The organism is Streptomyces sp. NPDC006368 (assembly GCF_040612535.1).
Classification (GTDB): Bacteria; Actinomycetota; Actinomycetes; order Streptomycetales; family Streptomycetaceae; genus Streptomyces.
On the sequence record NZ_JBEXQK010000014.1, the window covers coordinates 26,416 to 42,826 of the forward strand.

14 protein-coding genes are annotated in these 16,411 nt (G+C 72.7%); 9 read left to right on the forward strand and 5 right to left on the reverse strand.

What is annotated here, in order from left to right; translation table 11 throughout:
* Positions 1–3 precede the first annotated feature (3 nt).
* Positions 4–1,644 carry a carbamoyltransferase C-terminal domain-containing protein gene (locus tag ABZZ38_RS13550; RefSeq protein ID WP_356738999.1) on the reverse strand — a complete coding sequence of 547 codons (1,641 nt, stop codon included), beginning with the start codon at positions 1,642–1,644 and terminating at the stop codon, positions 4–6.
* Between the two features lie 635 nt (positions 1,645–2,279).
* Here ABZZ38_RS13550 and ABZZ38_RS13555 point away from each other — a divergent pair.
* From ABZZ38_RS13555 to ABZZ38_RS13595, 9 genes are all read left to right on the forward strand, one after another.
* Positions 2,280–3,596 carry an alkaline phosphatase family protein gene (locus ABZZ38_RS13555; RefSeq protein ID WP_356739001.1) on the forward strand — a complete coding sequence of 439 codons (1,317 nt, stop codon included), beginning with the start codon at positions 2,280–2,282 and terminating at the stop codon, positions 3,594–3,596.
* Between the two features lie 75 nt (positions 3,597–3,671).
* Positions 3,672–4,025, forward strand: coding sequence for a hypothetical protein (locus tag ABZZ38_RS13560; RefSeq protein WP_356739003.1), 354 nt, complete (start codon positions 3,672–3,674; stop codon positions 4,023–4,025).
* On the forward strand, positions 4,022–5,464 hold the full coding sequence (locus tag ABZZ38_RS13565; RefSeq protein WP_356739005.1) for a hypothetical protein: 1,443 nt from the start codon (positions 4,022–4,024) through the stop codon (positions 5,462–5,464). The genes ABZZ38_RS13560 and ABZZ38_RS13565 overlap by 4 nt, the downstream gene beginning before the upstream one ends.
* Positions 5,461–6,693, forward strand: coding sequence for a cytochrome P450 (locus tag ABZZ38_RS13570; RefSeq protein WP_356739007.1), 1,233 nt, complete (start codon positions 5,461–5,463; stop codon positions 6,691–6,693). The genes ABZZ38_RS13565 and ABZZ38_RS13570 overlap by 4 nt, the downstream gene beginning before the upstream one ends.
* Complete coding sequence (locus tag ABZZ38_RS13575; RefSeq protein ID WP_356739009.1) at positions 6,690–7,448, forward strand: 4'-phosphopantetheinyl transferase superfamily protein; 759 nt, start codon at positions 6,690–6,692, stop codon at positions 7,446–7,448. The genes ABZZ38_RS13570 and ABZZ38_RS13575 overlap by 4 nt, the downstream gene beginning before the upstream one ends.
* A gap of 41 nt (positions 7,449–7,489) precedes the next feature.
* Positions 7,490–9,046 (forward strand): aldehyde dehydrogenase family protein, encoded by a 1,557-nt coding sequence (locus ABZZ38_RS13580; RefSeq protein WP_356739011.1) that lies wholly within the window; start codon positions 7,490–7,492, stop codon positions 9,044–9,046.
* Complete coding sequence (locus tag ABZZ38_RS13585) at positions 9,043–9,882, forward strand: LLM class flavin-dependent oxidoreductase (RefSeq protein ID WP_356739013.1); 840 nt, start codon at positions 9,043–9,045, stop codon at positions 9,880–9,882. The genes ABZZ38_RS13580 and ABZZ38_RS13585 overlap by 4 nt, the downstream gene beginning before the upstream one ends.
* Before the next feature lie 52 nt (positions 9,883–9,934).
* The gene (locus ABZZ38_RS13590; protein ID WP_356739015.1) at positions 9,935–10,699 is read left to right on the forward strand and encodes a phytanoyl-CoA dioxygenase family protein; all 765 of its coding nucleotides are present in this window, start codon (positions 9,935–9,937) and stop codon (positions 10,697–10,699) included.
* Positions 10,696–11,253 carry a hypothetical protein gene (locus ABZZ38_RS13595; RefSeq protein ID WP_356739017.1) on the forward strand — a complete coding sequence of 186 codons (558 nt, stop codon included), beginning with the start codon at positions 10,696–10,698 and terminating at the stop codon, positions 11,251–11,253. Before ABZZ38_RS13590 ends, ABZZ38_RS13595 begins: the two co-directional genes overlap by 4 nt.
* Before the next feature lie 159 nt (positions 11,254–11,412).
* On the opposite strand, the gene ABZZ38_RS13600 is transcribed toward ABZZ38_RS13595, so the two are convergent.
* The 4 genes from ABZZ38_RS13600 to ABZZ38_RS13615 are packed head-to-tail and all read right to left on the reverse strand — an operon-like array spanning position 11,413 to position 16,239.
* Positions 11,413–12,528, reverse strand: a complete 1,116-nt coding sequence (locus tag ABZZ38_RS13600; RefSeq protein ID WP_356739019.1) for a hypothetical protein — start codon at positions 12,526–12,528, stop codon at positions 11,413–11,415.
* Positions 12,515–14,356: a radical SAM protein gene (locus ABZZ38_RS13605; protein WP_356739021.1), complete on the reverse strand. Its 1,842-nt coding sequence runs from the start codon at positions 14,354–14,356 to the stop codon at positions 12,515–12,517. The genes ABZZ38_RS13600 and ABZZ38_RS13605 overlap by 14 nt, the downstream gene beginning before the upstream one ends.
* A gap of 30 nt (positions 14,357–14,386) precedes the next feature.
* A complete protein-coding gene (locus ABZZ38_RS13610) occupies positions 14,387–14,665 on the reverse strand; it encodes a phosphopantetheine-binding protein (protein ID WP_356739023.1) in 279 nt (92 codons plus the stop codon).
* 29 nt (positions 14,666–14,694) lie between these two features.
* Positions 14,695–16,239, reverse strand: a complete 1,545-nt coding sequence (locus ABZZ38_RS13615; RefSeq protein ID WP_356739025.1) for an alkaline phosphatase family protein — start codon at positions 16,237–16,239, stop codon at positions 14,695–14,697.
* Positions 16,240–16,411: the final 172 nt, after the last annotated feature.

Here is a 16,411-nt window from a genome sequence, read left to right on the forward strand (position 1 = left end):
CGCTCAGGCCTTGCTCACCAACTGGTCGCCGACGACGAGATGATCCAGGTTCATGGACGCGAAGGCCTCGACGGCCTCCTCGGGGGTCTCCACGATGGGCTGCCCCGCCACGTTGAAGGAGGTGTTGAGCAGCACCGGACAACCGGTCAGCCGCTCGAACTCGCCCAGCAGCCGGTACACCGCCGGGTTCTGGTGTTCCTCCAGCGTCTGGTGCCGGGCCGTGCCGTCCACATGGGCCGCCGCCGGGATGGCGTCGGGACGGGTGACCTTCGTGACGATCAGCATGTAGGGCGAGGGCTGCCCGAGGTCGAAGAACTCGTCGCTGCGCTCGGCGCGGATGATCGGCGCGTACGGCCGGAACCACTCGCGGAACTTGACGTTCTCGTTGAGGTGGTCGCGCACGGACGCCGGGAACGGGGCGGCGAAGATGCTGCGGTGCCCGAGCGCCCGCGGACCGAACTCGCTGCGCCCGTCCCACCAGCCCACGATCCGGCCCTCGGCCAGCAGCGCGGCGACCTCACCCGGCAGGTCCTCGGGGGTGCGGGCGGGCAGCCCCGAGGCGGCGACGGCCTCCCTGGCCCGGGAGCGCGGGTACTCGGGACCCAGGTAGGCGTTGCGCAGGGCGGGCAGATCCGCCATCGGCACGCCCTCCAACTCGTGCAGCCCGTAGTAGGCGCAGCCGAGGCTGATGCCGTTGTCCCCGGCGGCGGGCACCACGAAGAGCCGCCGGAACGGGGTCTCCTTCAGGATCCGGCCGTTGGCGACGCTGTTGAGGCCGACACCGCCCGCGATGCACAGGTCGGTCAGCCCGGTCCGCTCGTGCAGGGCGCGGGCGCAGTGCACCAGGGCCCGCTCCAGCACCTCCTGGGCGGCGCGGGCGATGGCCGCCCGGGTGTCGAAGTCGGCGTCCTGCGCCAGCCGCCCCAGCAGATGCGAGACCTTGCTCGCGGAGATGCTGACGCCGCCCCCGGGCAGCAGGGTGACCAGCTCCGCCAGGTCGTCCACGAATCGCTCGTCGCCGTACGGCGCGAGGCCCATGGTCTTGCCGTCCTCGCTGACCGGGAAGCGGGTCTTCGGCCCGGTGTAGGCGAGCCCGACGGCGAGGCTCGCGGTGCGGTACAGGTGCCCGAGCGAGTTGTCGGTCTCGCCGGGCTGGTAGTAGGCGCTCTCCGAGTCGGCGTCCACCACATGCGCCCCGCTGACCCGGTCGAGCAGGCGTACGCCCTGCTCGTCGGCGACGAAGGAGCTGATGGTCTCCGCTTCACGGGCGGCGGACCCCGACTTGTCGCCGACGGCGAGACTGCCGGAGTTGTCGCACACCAGCACCGCGGCCCGGGACATGCCGGAGGCGCCGAACGCACTGTAGGCATGGGCCAGATGATGGTTGATCACCGTCACCCGCCGCCGGAAGGAGTGGTAGAAGGGCCGGGGCACCAGCTCGCAGGCGACCACGTGCTCCACCTCGGCCGCGGTGGTGCCCAGCTGCCCCAGGCACGCCTGCCGGCTGACGCCCGCCAGCAGATCCGCGCCCAGGCCGTACTTGCTGCGCATGAGCCGCTCCTCGTCCACCGCGACGAGCCGGCTGCCGTCGGTGGCGCAGGAGGCCCAGTCGTGCCCGGATCCACCCAAGCCCAACACGGTCATATCGTGTCCTTTCCGGTGTGAGGGACATCGATCGGGACATGAGACGGCTGACGCCCCGGCGGAGATCCGCCATGGACGGCCGGACGGTGGTCGAACGGTCCGGCCCCGCGCCGAAAAGGGGTCGACGTGCCGCCGGTCCGCGACGCGTGCGCCGGCCCCGCTGGGAACGCGAAGGGCGTGAGCGAGGTACGGACAGCCTGCGGACGGCGAAAGGCACGCTCCGCGGGAACGGCGGCGAACGGGAAAACGGGAAAGTGAACGGACAGCCCGCACTGTAGTCAACCGGCGTCGAGCACTGTCAAGGAGGCGTCCGCTCCGCCATCCGCAGTTGACCGAAACCCCCATCCTCAGCAGCCGGTTGAGGACCGATTCCGTGCCACCGCCGCCCGGTTGCGGCCTTGTACCAGCGGTAGGGGGAATTCCTTTCGGCCATCATCATCCGTAGGGCATACGCCACACGGATCCGCATGTACCGTGCAGTTCTGTCGGCATGGCATCTGGACGTGCGACCCGCCCCGTCCCCCTTGGCCCGCCAGGTGCCCGAAGCGCAGTCCACCACCGTTCCCACTCCGCAAGCGCGATCCCTGTTCGGCTGGACGAGGGAGTACTGGGTGACGAAGCAGCATCGAACGATAGTGATCATCACAGAGGGCGCGGCTCCCGCCCTGCTGGACCGCTGGTGTCAGGCGGGCGCACTCCCCGGCTTCGCCCGGCTGCGCCGCGAGGGCGCGCACGGCCCCCTCTCCGCCGAGGGCACCCCCTACGAACCACCCGGCCTGCTCAGCGTGCTCACCGGCAGACGAGCCGCCGACCACGGCTTCTTCTCGTACTGGACCTGCCACGACCCCGAGTATCGCCCGCAGGTTCTCGGCTCCAAGGACCGCCGCCACCCGCTGCTCTGGCAGCACCAGGCGTTCGCGGGGCTCAGGTTCGCCAGTATCGGGGTGTTCGGCACCCATCCGGTCGAGCCGATGGACGGCGCGCTGATCAGCTATCCGATGTACGCCACCCTGCACGCCTGCCACCCGCGCGATCTGCAGCGCCGGCTGGCGAAGCAGGGCATCCGGCCCGTGCACGACGTCTCCATCTTCTGGACCGGCCAGCCGCGCGAGCAACTGCTGCCCCGGCTGCTGGAGGCCGACCGCCAGCGCGGCAAGGCCGCCCTCGCGCTGTTGCCCGAGTCCGACGTCGTCATCGTCAACCTGACCAGCATCGACCGCACCTCGCACATCTACTGGCAGGAACTGGACCACGGCCCCGAACACGACGGGGAGAGCGCGGTGTTCGCCGCGTACCGCACCTGTGACCAGGTGATCCAGGACGCCCTCGCCGTCGCCGGCGATCACACCGACGTGCTGGCCTTCTCCGAGATCGGCTTCGGACCACTGCGCGCCTACTGCTCGATCAACGACCACCTGGCCGAGGCCGGCCTCCTCGCCACCGGCGCGGAAGGCCGCGTCGACTGGTCCGGCACCCGGGCCTTCGAGGCCGTCCAGGGCACCCACGGCATCAACATCAACGTCCGCGACCGGTACAAGAACGGCACGGTCGGCCAGGGCGAGTACGAGCAGGTCCGCGACGAGGTGCGCGGCGTGCTGCTGGACACGGTCAACCCCCGTACCGGGCGGCCGTACTTCGCCGCCGTGCGGACCCGGGAGGAGGTGTACCCCGGGACCGCGACCGCGGGGGCGCCCGACCTGGTCCTGGAACCCGCCGACTGGCGCTACCTCCCGCTCGGCGACCCGCAGTGGGCCGGCCACGTCCACCGGACCTGGCAGAGCGGCTGGCACCGCAGAGAGTCCTACTGGGCCGGGCTCGGCCCCGGTTTCGCCCCCGCGCACACCGACGACACCCCCGCCGCCCCGGTCGACATCCCGGCCACCCTCGCCACCCTCCACGGCCGCCCGGTCCCGGCCGACTGGCCGGGCCGCCCACTGGGTGCCTCCGCCTGAACGTCCGACGGGGCTCATCCGCCCGGCTGTCCGTCGTCCCGTCTGTTTCGTCCCTCTTCCCCTGGAGGTCCGCGCATGCGCGACATTCGACCACCCGAACGGCGGCGCGAACGGCGCCGGACCGTGACCGAACCCCCGGCCGGGGTGGACCGGGACGCGCTGGCCCGCAAGGCGGCGTACGTCGCGTGGGACCCGCACTCGGCCGACACCCTCCCCTGGGCGGTGCCCGCCGGCCGGACGCCGGAGGATCTGCTGCGCGCCGCGCTCACGGACGGGGCGCTCGGCGGGCCCTGGGAGCGCGACTTCCCGCGGTACGCCTGGTACCGCACCGGCGACGTCGTCCAGGAGTTCCGGCTGGCCGGCGCGGACCCGGGCCGCTACACCGGCTACACCCTGCACCCGAGCGAATGGCCGGAGGGGCTCGCATGAGCACACTGCCCGAGTTCTCGCTCAGCTGGAAATGGCACGAGCCCATTACGGACGTCCGCGACGAACGGACCGTGACCTGGGCCGATGTCGAGATGAGCATCGGCACCCACACCCCGCTGACCACCGTGGAGGACCCGGCCACCGGCACGGTACGGCCGTACACGACCGGCTCGCTGTACCCGCTCGCCGAGTGGATCGCCTTCAACTGGTGGTCGCTGACGGCGGACGCCCGCCCCGGCACCCAGATCTCCCAGCTGCGCTTCGCCTACAAGAACGGCGTCGGCGACCAGCGCGGCTCCTGGTGGCAGCGGTCACGGCGGCACGTCATGCGGGCCGCCTGTGACGGATTCCGCTGGCCGGACGTGCTGTTGGTGCCCGAGGGACGGCAGACCCGGATCGTGTGGATGCCGGACGGCGGCCCCGATCCCCGGCCCGGCCCCCGCTACCTCGCGCGCGGCAACCTCGTCGTCGGTTCCGAGGCACTCACCGAGACCCTGCGCGGCCTCGTGGACGCGGTCGTCGCCCGGCTGACCGAGTGGGGCTTCGACGACACGCCGCTCCAGCAGGAGTGGACCGCGCTGCGCGGCACCGGTGAGGACGAGGCCGCCTTCTGCCGCGCTGCGGCCCGACTCGGACTGGACCCCTACACGGAGGCCGAACCCTACGCCGACGCCATCCGGCGGGTGGTACGGGAGCTGCCCGAGTCGCACGCCTTCGACTTCCTCAACGGCGTGCGCCCCGAGCGCATCACCGACCAGCTCGCCTGGCTCGAACGCGCCCGTGAGGTGGCGGGTACCGCACCGGCCGGCCGGCCGGCCGACCCCGCCGTCGCCGAACTCCGCGAGGTGTGCGCCGACGTCCGCGAGACGTTCCTCGACCCGGGCCGCCTCGACAACGCCTGGCACCTCGGCTACGAACTCGCCCGCCGGGTCCGTGCCTGGGCGGGGGTGGGGGACACCGAGCGGTTCGAGACCGACGCGCTGCTCACCTACGTCACCGAGCCGACGCCGTACGTCGACCGGGGACTGGTCGCCTTCGGCCGCCGCGAGGGCGCCCAGGGACCTGTGCTGGTCTCCAGCCGGCGCTACACCGAGCGGCCCCGCCGCTTCCTCCAGGCCCGCGCCATCTGCCACTTCATCTGCGACAACGACCCGGACTTCCTCATCGTCGCCGCGCACACCCACCGCCAGCACCTGGCCCGCGGCTTCGCCCTCGAACTGCTCGCTCCCGCCCGGGGCGTGGCCGAGCTGCTGGGCCGGCCGGACGGGCTGGTCACGGCGGAGGACGTCGAGCAGATCTCGGAGGACTACGGCGCCGGCACCATCGTGGTGGAACACCAGCTGGACAACCAGGTGCTGGCCCAGGACTTCCCCTTCACGCCGGTGGAACCGACCGTACGGCGCGCCGCGCCCGGATACCCGCTGGGGACGGCCCGGTGAGCACCACCGCCGACGGCCCGGTGAACACCGCCGCGGACGAGGTCTTCCCCTATCCGGCGGGCCCCGGCGGCACCGTTCCACCGCGGTACGCCCGGCTGCTCGCCGAGGAGCCGGTCTCCCGGGTGCGGCTCGCCGACGGCACCGCCATCTGGCTCGTCACCAGGGACGCCGACGTCCGGACCGTCCTGACCGACCCGGTGTTCAGCCGGGCCCGGGCCGCCGCCCTGCCGGGCACCGGCTTCGGGCGGAGCCAGGGGGCCGGGATCGTGGACCTCGACCCGCCCCGGCACACCGCCTTCCGTACCCCGGTCGCCGCGGCCTTCTCCGCCGCGCGCACGGCCCGGTGGCGGGCGCGCATCGAGGAGATCGCCGGGCACCTGGCCGCGTCCCTCGGGGAGATCCCGGAGCCCGTCGACCTGGTGGGCTCCTACACCGCCCCGTTCGCCGGCCGGGTCGTCTGCGAGCTGCTGGGGTTCGACGGCGACCGGTGGCGGGAGATCACCGGTGACGTCGAGAGCCTGCTGATGTCCGGCGACGCCGACGGACCGGAGCAGGAGGCCTGCCGGACCCGGCTGGCGAAGGCGTTCACCGGCCTCCTCGACGAGCGCCGCTCCCGCGACGGCGACGACGTCGCCGGAGTCCTGCTGGGGCAGGACGACCCGGACGCCGGGGGCGGGAAACTGACCGACGAGGAGCGGGTCGTCCTGCTCCACGGGCTGGTCATCTCCGGCTTCATCGGGGTGCGCGACCTGCTCGCCCGCCATCTTTACGGCGTGCTGGCCGACCCCGGCGTCCGGGACCGGCTGGTGCGGCGGCCGGAGCTGATCCCGGGCGCCGTGGCCGAGCTGCTGCGGTTCTACCCGTCCAGCAACGACGGCCTGCTGCGGATGGCCACCGAGGACGTCGAGCTCTCCGGGGTGCGCGTCCCGGCCGGCGCCGCGGTGCTGCCCCTGGTCTCGGCCGCCTGCCGGGACCCGCGCGTGCTCGACCGGCCCGGCGAACTCGACATCGAGCGGCCCGAGACGCCCACGCTCTCCTTCGGCGCCGGACCCCATCGGTGCCCCGCCACCGACCTGGTCCTGGTCCAGCACGCCGCCGGAATCGGCGAGTTGCTCGCCGCCCACCCCCGTATCGGGCTGGCGGTGGCGCCCGGCGACGTGGCGCACACCTCCCAGTTGCTGCCGCTCGGGGTGGCGGCGCTCCCGGCACGGCTCGACACACCACCGTGAGCACGCAGGCCGCGCCCGTGCTGCTGTGGTGCGTCTCCACCCGGGCGCCGGACCGGGTGGTGCGCACCGCACGGATGCTGCTGCCCGCGGCCGACCGCGAGCGGATGGCGCAGCTGAGGTCCCGGGCGGACCAGGACGCCTTCGCCCTCAACCAGGCCCTGCTGCGCCGGTGCCTGGGCGCCCTCACCGGCGAGGCCCCCGCGGCGCTGCGGTTCACCCGGCGGAAGAACGGCAAACCCGAGGTGGCCGGCGTCGGGCGGGGCTCGGGCCTGGCCTTCAACCTCTCGCACACGGCGGGCCTGACGTTGCTGGCGGTCACCTGGGGCGAACCGGTCGGCACCGACATCGAACGCGTACGGCGGGTCGCCGCCGCGCGGATCGCCGCTCGATTCTTCCCCGCCGACGAGGCCGCCGCCGTCGCGGCCCGGGCCGGGCACGAGGCCTGGGACCTGTTCTTCCGGCTGTGGGTGCGCAAGGAGGCCTGCGTCAAGGCCTGGGGCGGCCGGCTGCGGGAGGGCATGCGAACGCCCGTACACCTGGCGGACCCCGGCCCGGCGACCGTGCGGGGCCCGGACGGGCGGCCGTGGCGGGTGTGGGACCTGGAGTGCGTGCCCGCCCCCTACCGCGCCGCAGTCGCCCTGTCCCGGTGCACCCGCCCCGGCGCACTGACGGTGCGCCGGGTGACCGTCACCGAACTGCTGGAGAGCGGGCCGACCGCCGGGCGGGGCCTGCGCTGCGACCTGGCCGCACCCTGACCGCACCAAGCGAGTGGACCGACCCGACGAGGAGGAGGCAGATGGCAGAGCACTTCCCGAGGTACGTGGACGGCGGTCCGGCCCCGGCCCGGGACGGCGCGACCTTCCGCACGTTCGAGCCGGCCACCCGCCGGCACCTCGCCGACGTGCCACGGTGCGGCCCGGCGGACGTCGAGACGGCGGTGGCGGCGGCCCGCCGCGCCTTCGACCGGGGCCCCTGGCCCCGGATGACGCCCGGCGAACGCGCCGCGGTGCTCCGCCGGATCGCCGATCGGCTCTCCGCGGAGTCCGGCCGCCTCGCCGAGCTGGAGGTCCGCGACAACGGCACCACCCTGCGCAAGGCCCTCGGCGCCGACGTCCCCGGAGCGCGTGCCGCGTTCGCCTGGAGCGCCTGGTGGGCCGAGCGGCTGCCCGCACGGCTCGGCCGGCCCGGCGCCACCGAGGACCGGCCGCCGCACTATCTGTGCTGGCACCCGCTCGGCGTGGTCGCCGCGATCATCCCCTGGAACCTGCCGCTGCTGCTGGCGGCCTGGCGCATCGCCCCGGCCCTCGCGGCGGGCAACACGTGCGTGGTCAAACCGGCGTCCTTCACCTCGCTCACGGCCCTGGAACTGGTCCGGCTGATGCACGAGTGCGGCCTGCCCCCCGGCGTCGTCAACGTCGTCACCGGACCCGGCGGCACCACCGGGGACAGCCTGGTACGGGCCCCCGGCGTCGATCTGGTGGCGTTCACCGGCTCGGACGCCGTGGGGGAGAGCGTGCGCGTCGGCGCCGCGGGGACCGGGGTGAGCACCCGACTGGACCTCGGCGGCAAGTCACCGAACGTGGTCCTCGCCGACGCCGACCTCGACCGGGCCGCCGCCGGCGTGGCCTGGGGCATCTTCCTGCACAACGGGCAGGTGTGCATGGCCGGTTCCCGGGCCGTGGTGCACACCGACGTGTACGACGAGTTCGTCGACCGGGTACGGGAACGGGCCGGCGCCCTGCGCCTCGGCAACCCGCTGGACCCGGACACCGACCTCGGCCCGCTGGTCTCCCGCAACCAGGCCCGCACCGCCCGGCACTTCACCGAGCGCGGTCTCGCGGAGGGCGCGCGGCTGGTGTGCGGGGGCCGGATGCCCGAGCCGGGGGAACTGCCCGGGGGACTGGACCCGGGCGCCTACTTCCTGCCGACGGTGCTCGCGGACGTGTCGCCCGAGGACACCGTGGCCCAGGAGGAGATCTTCGGCCCCGTGCTGTCCGTCCTTCGGGCCCGCGACGACGCCGACGCCGTCCGCGTCGCCAACGCCTCCCGGTACGGGCTCAGCGCCGGAGTCTGGTCGGCGGACGCCGGGCACGCGCGTACGGTCGCCGAGGCACTGCACGCCGAACGGGTGTGGGTGAACGACTACCGGCTGGTCGACCTCGAGCTGCCGCCCGAGGCGAGCGGCTCGGCCGGGACGGCCTGGGACCGGGTGACCAACGAACTCGACGCCTACCGCCGCCGCCAGGTCGTCGTCGACAGCACCGACGGACCGCCCGGCCTCGCCCCGACCCCCTACCACCTGCTCGGTTCCGACCGGCCGTCGGCCGTGTCCCGTCAGCGGAGCACACCATGAAGATCGGCATCGCGTTCCCCAACACCGTCCCAGGCGCCTCCGGGGCACTCCAGACCCGGTGGGCGGTGCGGGCCGAGGAGCGCGGCTTCTCGTCCGTCGCCGCGACCCACCGGCTGTGCTACCCCGGTCACGAGCCGCTCGCCGTGCTGGCCGCCGCGGCCGGGGTCACCTCGCGCATCGGGTTGTCCACCAACATCCTCGTCGCCCCGCTGACCACCGCCGCGGTGCTCGCCAAAGAGGCCGCCACCGTCGCCTCCCTCGCCGGGGACCGGCTCACGCTCGGACTGGGGCCCGGGGTGCGCGCCGACGACTTCCGGGCGGCCGGGCGGGACTTCACGAGCAGGGCCGCGGTGTTCGACGCCCAGCTCGCCGAACTGGCCCGGCTCCGCGCGAAGGGCGACACCGGCGAACTGCCGGGCACCGTACCGCCGCTGCTGGTCGGCGGGGTCAGCCGGGCCGCCGTACGGCGAACGGTGCGCTGGGCCGACGGCTGGACCGCGCCCGGTCTGGAGCCCGAACGCGTGGCGCCCTGGGCCGAGGAGGTCCGCGCCGCCTGGGACCGCGCGGGCCGTACCGGGCGGCCCCGGCTCGTCGCGCTCTCCCGGTTCTGGCTCGGCGAGGACGTGGCCGAGGAGGCCGCCGCGTTCGTCCGGCAGTACTTCGGGGTGCTCGGGGACGAGGCCGAATCGTTTGTCGCGAAAACCCCGCGCACACCGGAAGGCGTCCGCGAACAGGTGGACCGGCTGACCGCCGCGGGATTCGACGAGGTGATCTTCCATCCGACCGCGGCACGGCTCACGCAGGTGGACCGGCTCGCCGAGGTCCTGCTGTCCTGAACTCCGTTTCCGTCTCTTCCGCGCGCCCCGTCCCGCTGATAAATTCGCTTTTATGTCTGCCAACCTGACGAGCAGCAAACTCAAGGCTGCGGAGGATCTTCAGGAATACGGCTACTGCCTCCTTGAATGCCCGCTCACCGAGCGGGAGTTCAAACAACTGCGAAAACGCCTCCTCGACGTGGCGGAAAAGGAACGGGAAGACGGCAGCGCCTTTCTCTACGACGGCGGAAACCAGCGGGTGTTCAGTCTGCTCAACAAGGGCGAGGAATTCGAGCGCAGCGTCCGGGAACCCTTGGTTCTGGAGCTGATGGAGGAGGTGCTGGGGTTCAACTTCCTGCTGTCCAGCACCCATGCGAACATAGCGGGCCCCGGCGGCGTCTCCATGAACGTCCACGCGGACCAGACGTTCGCCCGGCCGCCCTGGCCGCCGTACGCGCTCGTCGCCAACAGCATGTGGATGCTGGACGACTTCACCGAGGACAACGGCGCCACCCGGCTGGTCCCGGGCAGCCATCTGCTCGGCCGGCAGCCGGACTACGACCGCGGCGAGGGGGACGTGGAGACGATCCCGGTCTGCGCCCCCGCGGGCAGCATCATGATCTTCGACGGGCGGCTGTGGCACCAGACCGGCGCCAACGTCACCGACCGGCCTCGGCACGGCATCCTGAACTACTACTGCCGCGGCTACGTCCGGCAGCAGCAGAACTTCTTCGCCGGGCTGAAACCGGAGGTCGTCGAGCGCTGCGACGCCCGGATGCGGCGGCTGCTGGGCTTCGAGAACTACTTCGCCCTCGGACTCGCGGACGGACTCGAATGAGCACGGCGGCCATGGACGTCAGCCGGTTCCTCCAGGTGCCGGGCCCGGATCCGGTGCTGCGGCTGGTGGTGCTGGACCCGGCCGGCGCCCTCGGGCCGGCGCTGCGCGGGGCACTGCGGCCGGAGACCGCGGTGCTGTCGGCCACCCCGGGACACCCGCTCCCGCCCCGGTCCGGGACGGCCGAGGGCCTGCCCTGGGCGCTGCTCGCCGTGGCGGGCGCGGGCCCCGCCGGCGAGACCCTGCCGGCCGCCGTGGTCCGGGCGGTAAGGGCGGCGCGGGCGGCCGGAGCGCCACCGGCCCGGGTGCTGGTCTGGCCGGGGCCGGCGCCGGCCTACGGCCCCGGTGACGCGGCGGCGCCGTCCGGCGACCCATTGCCGTGTCCGGTCACCCTGCTGCTGACCGGCCCGGACACGGGGGCCGTGGGCGCCTGGCAGCGGCTCTCCCCGGACGGCTTCACCGTCCGCCTTCTCGGCCCCGACGCCTGGACCCCGGCCGGGGGCCTGCCGGTCACGGCCCGGCTCCTCAAGGAGGAACTGCGCATCTGGCCGGCGTGAGCGCTTCGCCGGGTGCCGCGAGGTGCTGGGTGGTGCCGCGAGTGCCGTCGTCCGTCCGCGGCGGCGCCGTGGCCGGTCGCGCCCACCCGGTGGCAGCCGGATGCCGGACGCGGGCCGGCGCCCCTGCGGGGGGCTGCCCATGGGCCGGTGTCTCGGCCGTCAGGCCGTCAGGACCCCGTACAGCTCCTGTGGGCTGCATTTGCGGAGATCCAGGTCGGGCGGGAGGTCCAGGCCGAGTTCCTCCTCCAGGAGGATGGCCAGTTCGATCATGCGTACGGACTCCACGGAGACCTGGGTGCCCAGCGGTACATCCGGGTCGAGTTCCGTACCCTCCAGCCCGAGTCCCGTCACGACGGCGGTCAGGAACTCCGCCATGCTCGGCTGGCCGGGCGATTCGTCGGTCACGGCCGGGGTCTCCTCTCGCTCGTGGACCGGCAACACCGCGTCCCCGGGGCGGCCCGGTGCGCGCAGCGGCACGTCCTGGACATAGGAAAGGCCGAGGCGCAGGGCGGTCTCGGCCTTGGTCAGCTCGCCGCCGAGGTAGCCGGCGTGGGCCGGGTCGGTGATCACCCCGGCGCGCAACAGCCCCAGCAGCATGGATTCCGCCCGGACGCCGGTCATCTCGTGCCGGGGCGTCAGATCGTTGTCGTAGTGCCGCAGGACGATCCGCCGAGCACGCCGGTCCAGGCTGATCACGACGAACCCCTCCAGCACCTGGCTGAGCCCCACGCGCCTGCCGCCCGCCCGCAGCCGCCGAAAGCCCGGCACCGGGCCGTAGGGGCCGTCCTGCGAAGCCGCCGGGCCGCCCGAAACCGCCCGGCCGCCCGAGGCCGGCGGGGGAGCGGCGCAGACGCGGGCCCGCAGCTTCTGCACGATCTCGCCGAGCACCAGCGGATCGCACTCCCCGCGCGCGTCCACGACCTCCACCCGGGCCCGCAGCCGCTCCACCTCGTGCAGCGGGACGGAGCGGAGCAGCGGCAGGTAGCCCGCCGCTCCGACGATGCTGCGGCACTCGGGGTCGACCCCGTCCCGGAAGAGGGCGAGCAGGCTCTGTCCGGCGAGGAAGCGCGGCGAGTCCCGGCCGCAGACGATCAGCCCCCGGATCGCGGGCCGGCGCGCGAGGGTGCGCAGCAGCTCCTCGATCCCGAGGTTGGCCGTCATCAGCGTGCCGGCCAGCGCCACGCCCGGCAGTGCGGAGAGGGGAGCGACCAGCTCCCGGCTGCTCAGGCTGCAGACCGCGACCTGGCCCTCTCCGGCCCGTTCACCACGTGGCACCGGTGCCCTCGCCGGTGTACGTGCGCGGCAGGCCACCCGGACGCACCGGCGGCAGCGTGGAGCTGACCTCGGTCACCCGCGCTCCGAGCCGGGTGAGCCGCTTGCCCACCCGCAGCTGCTCGGAGCGCAGTTGGTCGAGCCGGTCGCGGAAGTACTGTTCGACCTCGACGACCTGGCGCTCCTGCTTGTCGGCGTCCAGCGAGTCGTTCAGCACCGCTTCGAGGTTCGCCATGAAGAAGGCGTAGTTGAACTGCCCCATCTCCTGGCGGACGGCGTGCACCTGCTCCTTGAACTCCTCCATCACCTCGTCCACGCCGGGCAGCGCGCGGAAGCGGCGCTGCAGCCGGGAGATGAAGGTCTGCAGGACCACGTTGTACGTCTCGAACTCGAACACCGCGGACTGCTCGGTGATGACCCCGCGCCGGTGGTAGTCCTCGTTGTTGTAGAGCCGCGCGAAGTGCTTGGCCAGCAGCCCGACCTTCTCGTCCGCGTAGGAGTAGCCGTACGGGTCGAGACTGTCGTGGAAGCTGTGATCGAGCAGGTCGTCGGACTCCAGGCGGCGCACGATCGTCGTACCCGGGTAGATCTCCAGCCGTTCGGTCATCCGGCGCAGGTTGTGCCCGGAGTTGTCCCGGAGGAACCGGGCGTTGGCCGTCAGAGTGTCGACGGTGGCGTACGGATGGAACGGGATGAACCCCATCGCCAGGTAGATGCCGTGCTCGCGCAGCATCCGGATGATGGTGACGTTGTCCTCGACCGTAGCGCGCTTCTCCCACAGCAGGAGTTCCTCGGCGGTGCCGGCCTCGATGCCGACGTTCACCTTCTCCAGGCCGGAGGCGGTGAGCAGGTCGAGCAGCGCGTGGTCCTCGGGGGTGTCGTGCCAGTTCTCGGCCCGCATGCAGACGTTGTAGTAGATGTCCAGCCCGCGGTCGAGGAGGCCCTGGGCGATGGCGGCGACCCGCTTCTTGCCGACCCGGCCGCCGTCGGGGTCCTCGAAGGTGGAGTCCACGAAGTCGAACGTGCGGAACTTGTGCCGCTCGACGATCTGCGCGACCTCCTCGACGATCTGCTCGGGCCCGCGCCCGCGCCACGCCTTGCCGGCCTGCACGCGGTTCTTGAGATGGGGTGCCGAGCAGAAGGCGCAGTTGGCGACGCAGCCGCGGCTGGTGCTGACCCGTACGTACTCCAGCTTGTCGCCGTGCTGGCTGAGCTGGTCCCGGGCCGGGAAGGGCAGCACCTCCAGGTCGTGGATCAGGGGCCGGGCCGGGTTCTGGTGGATGCCGCCCTCCTCGTCCCGGTAGCAGACGCCGGGGCAGTCGGTCAGCGGTTCCTTCAGATACAGCCGCTGGGCGAGGTCGAGGATGGTGGGCTCGCCCTCGCCGACGGCGACGATGTCCGCGTACGGGTTGTTGCGCAGCACGTCCTGGCCGGCGAACGTACCGGCCGGGCCGCCGCAGGCGATCGGGGTGTCCGGCAGGGCCTCGCGCAGCTGCCGGCACAGGCTGACGCAGCTGGTCACATTGAGGCTCATCAGCGTGAAGCACACCAGGTCCGGCCGGAACTCCCGCAGATGGGCGACCGCCGCCGCATGGTGCTCCTCGCCGTGCTCCACCTCCCGGATCTCGGCGGTGAAGCCGACGTGCCGCAGGGCGCTGGCCATGTAGGCGACGCCGAGGTGCTCCGGCGACATCACGAGATCGCCGTCCAGCAGGATGAGGAAGCTGACCTTGAACGAGGCGGGATCGGTGACACGAGGGTCCAGGGAGAGCTCGAACTCTCCCGGTTTCCGGCGGGGGCTGCGCGTTTCGAGGTTGATGTCCTGAATCATCGACTCTCCCAGGAGGCGGGGCCCGGGCGCTCAGGCCGGCTCGTTGGCGGGCTCGCCCTTCCGCACCCGGTTGTTGACGTACTCGGCGAGCAGGTCGAGGTCGTCGATCAGCTTGATCGAGAGGTCTTCGTCGGCGATCTCCACGCCGAACTCGCTCTCCACCCAGATCAGGAACTCGATGGTGTTGATCGAATCCAGTCCCAGCGTCTGGACGAGTCCTCTGTCCGGGACCTCGGACGGGTCGATGGACAGTTCGAGGGAGTCGACGAGCACCTTGCGCAGCCGGGCCTTCGTCTCCTCTGGTTCCATGTCGCGCATCCCTTCGTGTCGGTGATCGCTCACAGGTAGCCCATCTCGCGCAGCCGGCTGCTGGTGTAGTCGTCCTCGCCCGAGTCCTCCGTCGCGTCCGCCGGGCCGGGCGCGGACGGCCCCGCGGACGGCAGGGCCAGGCGCCCGTCCGGTCCGGGGACGGGCACGTCCTCGGCGAACACCTCGGTGCGCGGGCGGCCGTCGACGTCCTCCGGCCAGGCGGCCCCGAGGTCCGTCAGCAGCGTTGGCATCGCGTCGGTCAGCGGGATCGTGCCGGGCAGCCGGCCGGGGCGGACGCGCGGAGAGCGCTGGGCCCAGATGCCCTCGTGCCGGTGGAGTCCGGTCTGAGCGCTGGGAGTCCACAGCGTTCCGGTCAGCGAGGTGACCGGAAGCACGGACTCGTCCGCCGGGACCAGCAGCAGATCGGGGGCGCGCTCGCCGTTGCCGCCCGGATAGGCCTCCTGCCGGGGCAGGACCGCCTGGAACACAGGGTCTCCGGTGGGGCCCTTCAGCCCGCCGAGCAGGTCGGTCACCTCCGCGGTGACCCGGTCCCGGTCCCGGGGGGCCACCGTGCCCCGGGCCTGCCGTGCCTTGAGATTGATGTTGAGGCCGTATGAGCCGGGGACCGGCATGTAGACGGCCGTCCGGGAGAAGTCGACCCGCCGTCCGCCGTCGGCGAACCAGCTGGCGGTGCCGTCGGCGGGCCCCTCACCGGGCTCGGTGGCGAGCAGGCCCGCCTCTTCGAGTACCTGGTGCACGGAGAACGCGTACCGGCCCCGGCCGAGACCGTGGTCGGAGACGAGCGTCACCACGGTGTCCTCGTCCACCAGGGCCAGCAGCTCGCCCACCGCGGTGTCCAAGGCCTGGTGGACCCGGGTGAGGGCGCGCTCCCAGCCCGTGTCCGCCGGGGCGCCCTCGTGCCGGGGGTGCCCTGCGTCCTCGTAGTGCCAGTAGTGGTGTCCGACCCGGTCGGCTTCGGTCAGGACGACCATGACGACGTCCGTGGGCCGGGTGGTCATCAGATGCCGTACGGACCGGATCCGGGCCTTGACATTGCGCTCGGCCTGGTCCAGATAGCCCATGTCGCCGCGGAACATCGTGGCGAGGTCGGACTGGAAGTGCGCCCGGGCCGTGGCGAGTTCGCGCAGCAGCCCGTCGGGGCGGCAGTGCCGCAGAGTGCGCTCCAGGGGCCAGGTGATCTGGTAACCGGGCAGTTCCGCCGGCGGATGGGACATCGGGATGTTGACGAGCCCGAGCGTGTACGACTGTCTCGCCAGCCAGTCCCATGCCGAGGACCGCCCCAGGTCGCCGGCCTGGGTGACCCGGGCGCCGTAGTCGGGGTCCTGGGTGTCGTAGAACTGGTAGATGCCGTGGTTGCCGGGGTCCGCCGCGCTGACGAAGGTGGACCAGCCCGGAGCGGTGTGGGCCGGCCAGGTGCAGGTGGTCCTGCTGCTGGCCGAGGCGGTCAAGAGACTTTTGATGTTCGGGAGCAGTCCCCGCTCCATCATGGGGTCGATGAGATCGAACGTGCCCCCGTCGATCCCGATGACGAGGGCGAGCGGCGAGGGTGGCACGTGATTGCCTCCAGCTGTGTCCGCCGGTGATCGGACCTGACCGTAACACTGAAGCAATCCGACATTATGCGAAAGGCCATTGTCAGAGCATCTTGACCGAAAATCGAGGCTCGGGTGGCCCCGGGCGCCGATCGGTTCGTGCTCCGCCGTTCGGTTCCGGTCGACCGCAGAC

Excerpts from the sequence above, each read along its gene's own strand:
- ABZZ38_RS13585 (WP_356739013.1), top strand. The coding sequence starts at position 9,043 with ATGAAGATCGGCATCGCGTTCCCCAACACCGTCCCAGGCGCCTCCGGG.
- ABZZ38_RS13580 (WP_356739011.1), top strand. The coding sequence starts at position 7,490 with ATGGCAGAGCACTTCCCGAGGTACGTGGACGGCGGTCCGGCCCCGGCC.
- ABZZ38_RS13560 (WP_356739003.1), top strand. The coding sequence starts at position 3,672 with ATGCGCGACATTCGACCACCCGAACGGCGGCGCGAACGGCGCCGGACC.
- ABZZ38_RS13550 (WP_356738999.1), bottom strand. The coding sequence starts at position 1,644 with ATGACCGTGTTGGGCTTGGGTGGATCCGGGCACGACTGGGCCTCCTGC.
- ABZZ38_RS13590 (WP_356739015.1), top strand. The coding sequence starts at position 9,935 with ATGTCTGCCAACCTGACGAGCAGCAAACTCAAGGCTGCGGAGGATCTT.
- ABZZ38_RS13605 (WP_356739021.1), bottom strand. The coding sequence starts at position 14,356 with ATGATTCAGGACATCAACCTCGAAACGCGCAGCCCCCGCCGGAAACCG.
- ABZZ38_RS13610 (WP_356739023.1), bottom strand. The coding sequence starts at position 14,665 with ATGGAACCAGAGGAGACGAAGGCCCGGCTGCGCAAGGTGCTCGTCGAC.
- ABZZ38_RS13565 (WP_356739005.1), top strand. The coding sequence starts at position 4,022 with ATGAGCACACTGCCCGAGTTCTCGCTCAGCTGGAAATGGCACGAGCCC.
- ABZZ38_RS13595 (WP_356739017.1), top strand. The coding sequence starts at position 10,696 with ATGAGCACGGCGGCCATGGACGTCAGCCGGTTCCTCCAGGTGCCGGGC.